Here is a 306-nt window from a genome sequence, read left to right as displayed (position 1 = left end):
TGGCGAAGAAGGATGAGCAGCCACGGCCGATGGTGCTGGTGCAGGCGTTGACGGAAGAGAAGCCGAAAGCGGCGGAGCCGGTGGATCTGGCGATTCCGTTTCAGAAGGGCAATCCGGCGTTTCATGCCAGTCTGGCGAGCGCGATGCAGCGGATCAAGGCGGATGGACGTTTGGCAGCGCTGACCGAGAAGTGGTTGAAGCCTTAAAAGCCCCCTCACCCTAGCCCTCTCCCGGAGGGAGAGGGGACTGAATGGGGGATGCTGAAGGGATACGCCGACCTGAAATGGATATACCGAATCCGAAATC

The 306-nt window shown here is 59.8% G+C and carries 1 protein-coding gene; it reads left to right on the top strand.

The window, feature by feature from the left end:
• Positions 1-206: transporter substrate-binding domain-containing protein (locus BK660_RS30745; protein ID WP_148057505.1), on the top strand; the 206-nt coding region annotated here is incomplete at its 5' end.
• Positions 207-306 lie beyond the last annotated feature (100 nt).

It is taken from the genome of Pseudomonas brassicacearum (assembly GCF_003732265.1).
Classification (GTDB): Bacteria; Pseudomonadota; Gammaproteobacteria; order Pseudomonadales; family Pseudomonadaceae; genus Aquipseudomonas; species Aquipseudomonas brassicacearum_D.
Note: the sequence above shows the minus strand (reverse complement) of the source record. Positions and strands in the feature narration are given on the sequence as shown.